A 2,739-nucleotide genomic window follows, 5' to 3' on the forward strand; every position below is an offset into this window, starting at 1 on the left:
TGGCAGAGGATTTCGGTGGCGAGACCATGTTCGTCGACATCTCGGCGAAGCAGGGCACCAACATCGATCACCTGCTCGAGGCGGTGCTGCTGACCGCGGACGCCACGCTGGACCTGCGGGCCAACCCGGACATGGAAGCCCAGGGTGTGGCGATCGAGGCCCACCTGGACCGCGGTCGCGGACCGGTGGCGACCGTGCTGATCCAGCGCGGCACGCTGCACGTCGGCGACTCCATCGTCGCGGGCGATGCCTATGGGCGCGTCCGCCGGATGGTCGACGAGCACGGCGAGGACGTCCACGAGGCGCTGCCGTCGCGGCCGGTGCAGGTCATCGGCTTCACGTCGGTGCCAGGCGCCGGTGACAATTTGCTGGTGGTCGACGAGGACCGGATTGCCCGCCAGATCGCCGATCGTCGCAGTGCCCGCAAGCGCAATGCGCTGGCGGCACGCTCCCGTAAGCGCATCAGCCTGGATGATTTGGATGCTGCGTTGAAGGAGACGTCGCAGCTCAACTTGATCCTGAAGGGCGACAACGCCGGTACGGTCGAGGCGCTGGAAGAGGCTTTGATGGGCATCCAGGTCGACGACGAAGTCGAACTGCGCGTCATCGACCGCGGCGTCGGCGGCATCACCGAAACCAACGTCAACCTGGCGTCGGCCTCGGATGCGGTGATCATCGGCTTCAATGTGCGTTCGGAGGGCAAGGCCACCGAGCTGGCCAATCGCGAAGGCGTGGACATCCGCTACTACTCGGTCATCTACCAGGCCATCGATGAGATCGAGAAGGCGCTGCGCGGCATGCTCAAGCCGATCTACGAAGAGGTCCAGCTGGGCCGCGCCGAGATCAGGGCACTGTTCCGCTCGTCGAAGGTCGGTCTGATCGCCGGTTGCCTGGTGACCTCCGGTGTGGTGCGCCGCAACGCCAAGGCCAGGCTGCTGCGCGACAACATCGTGGTGTCGGAGAACCTCACGATCTCCTCGCTGCGACGGGAGAAAGATGACGTCACCGAGGTCCGCGACGGCTACGAGTGCGGTTTGACGTTGACCTACTCCGACATCAAGGAAGGCGACGTCATCGAGACCTACGAGCTGGTGCAGAGAGAACGCGCCTGATGAGTGCAGCGCCCAACGCCACCGGCGCCGGTGGGAGCATTGTCTATGGCTGATCCGGCACGAGCGCGCCGGCTGGCCAAGCGAATCGCCACGATCATCGCCTCGACGATCGAGCACGAGATCAAGGACCCGGGGCTGGTCGGGGTGACCGTCGTCGACGCGAAGGTGACCGCCGACCTGCACGACGCCACGGTGTATTACACAGTGCTTGGGCCCACCCTGGACGACGAGCCGGATTACGACGCCGCCGCGGCTGCGCTGGAGCGGGCCAAGGGGGTCCTGCGGACCAAGGTCGGCGCCGGCACCGGGGTGCGGTTCACGCCCACCTTGACGTTCGCGCGTGACACCACGTCGGACAGCGTCCAGCGCATGGACGAGCTGCTGGCCCGAGCCCGCGCCGCGGACGCCGATCTGGCCAAGGTCCGCTCGGGTGCCAAGCCGGCCGGTGAGCCCGACCCGTACCGCCTCCCACCGGCGCCCTCTGACGACGACATCGACGCTGAGGACACCGGTGACGGCGACCAACCAGAGGACTGAGGTCAGCGAGGACGCGCGGCGCGTCGACGCCGCCGGTGCGGCGGACCTGCTGGACGGCGCCGGTCGAATCGCGGTGGTCTGCCATGTGCATCCCGACGCCGACACCATCGGTGCCGGGCTCGCGCTGGCCCTGGTGCTCGACCGGTGTGGCAAGGACGTCGAGGTCAGTTTCGCCGCTCCGGCGACGCTGCCCGAGTCGCTGCGATCGCTGCCCGGCGTCGCGCTGATGGTCCGCCCCGACGCGATGCGCCGTGATGTGGAGCTGGTTGTCACCGTTGACATCCCGAGCGTCAGCCGGCTGGGCGCGTTGGGTGATTTGGCCGGGCCCGGCCGTGAGGTGCTGGTGATCGACCACCATGCATCCAACCAGCTCTTCGGCACCGCGAACTTCGTTGACACGTCGGCGGATTCGACAACCATGTTGGTCGCCGAACTGCTCGACGCGTGGGGCAAGCCGATCGACATCGAGGTGGCGCACTGCATCTACGCGGGCCTCATCACCGACACCGGGTCGTTCCGCTGGGCCAGTGCCCGGGCGTACCGGCTGGCGGCGCGACTCATCGACATCGGCGTGGACAACTCCGCGGTCAGCCGGATGCTGCTGGACACGCACCCGTTCGGCTGGCTGCCGATGCTCTCGCGCGTGCTGGGCTCGGCGCAATTGCTGCCCGACGCTGTCGGCGGTCGCGGGCTGGTCTATGCGATCGTCGGCCATGCGGAGTGGTCGGCCGCACGTGCCGAAGAAGTGGAGAGCGTCGTCGACATCGTCCGCACCACGCAGCAAGCCGAGGTGGCGGCCGTCTTTAAGGAGATCGAGCCGCGAAAATGGTCGGTGTCGATGCGGGCCAAGGCCGGCGTGGATCTGGCGGCGGTCGCGGCCCGGTTCGGCGGTGGCGGTCACCGGTTGGCCGCCGGGTATAACACCGCGGGGCCGGTCGACGACGTGGTGGCGTCGCTGCACGCCGCTCTCGGCTGACCGGTGTCCGGCTTGGGCTCCACGAGGTCAATAGCGCGTCAGCGCACCTGCGCGCGTCCCCGCTGCAACACGGCATCGCGGTTGGCAGCGATGTCGTCGCCGCTGGTCCGGAAT

General features: G+C 68.0%; 4 protein-coding genes. 3 read left to right on the plus strand and 1 reads right to left on the minus strand.

From position 1 onward, the window contains the following. From infB to WA317_RS01700, 3 genes are all read left to right on the plus strand, one after another. The coding region (infB, locus tag WA317_RS01690) for a translation initiation factor IF-2 (protein ID WP_425171384.1) at positions 1-1,112 on the plus strand (1,112 nt) is incomplete at its 5' end. A 45-nt stretch (positions 1,113-1,157) separates the two neighbouring features. Further along, positions 1,158-1,649, plus strand: coding sequence for a 30S ribosome-binding factor RbfA (gene rbfA, locus WA317_RS01695; RefSeq protein WP_425171385.1), 492 nt, complete (start codon positions 1,158-1,160; stop codon positions 1,647-1,649). Then, entirely contained in the window at positions 1,612-2,625 is a 1,014-nt protein-coding gene (locus tag WA317_RS01700; protein ID WP_425171386.1) for a DHH family phosphoesterase, read from the plus strand. Before rbfA ends, WA317_RS01700 begins: the two co-directional genes overlap by 38 nt. A 38-nt stretch (positions 2,626-2,663) precedes the next feature. Here the strand turns inward: WA317_RS01700 and WA317_RS01705 are convergent. Further along, positions 2,664-2,739 (minus strand): hypothetical protein (locus WA317_RS01705; RefSeq protein ID WP_425171387.1); only part of this gene is annotated, 76 nt, incomplete at its 5' end.

The organism is Mycobacterium sp. (genome assembly GCF_049802695.1).
Classification (GTDB): domain Bacteria; phylum Actinomycetota; class Actinomycetes; order Mycobacteriales; family Mycobacteriaceae; genus Mycobacterium.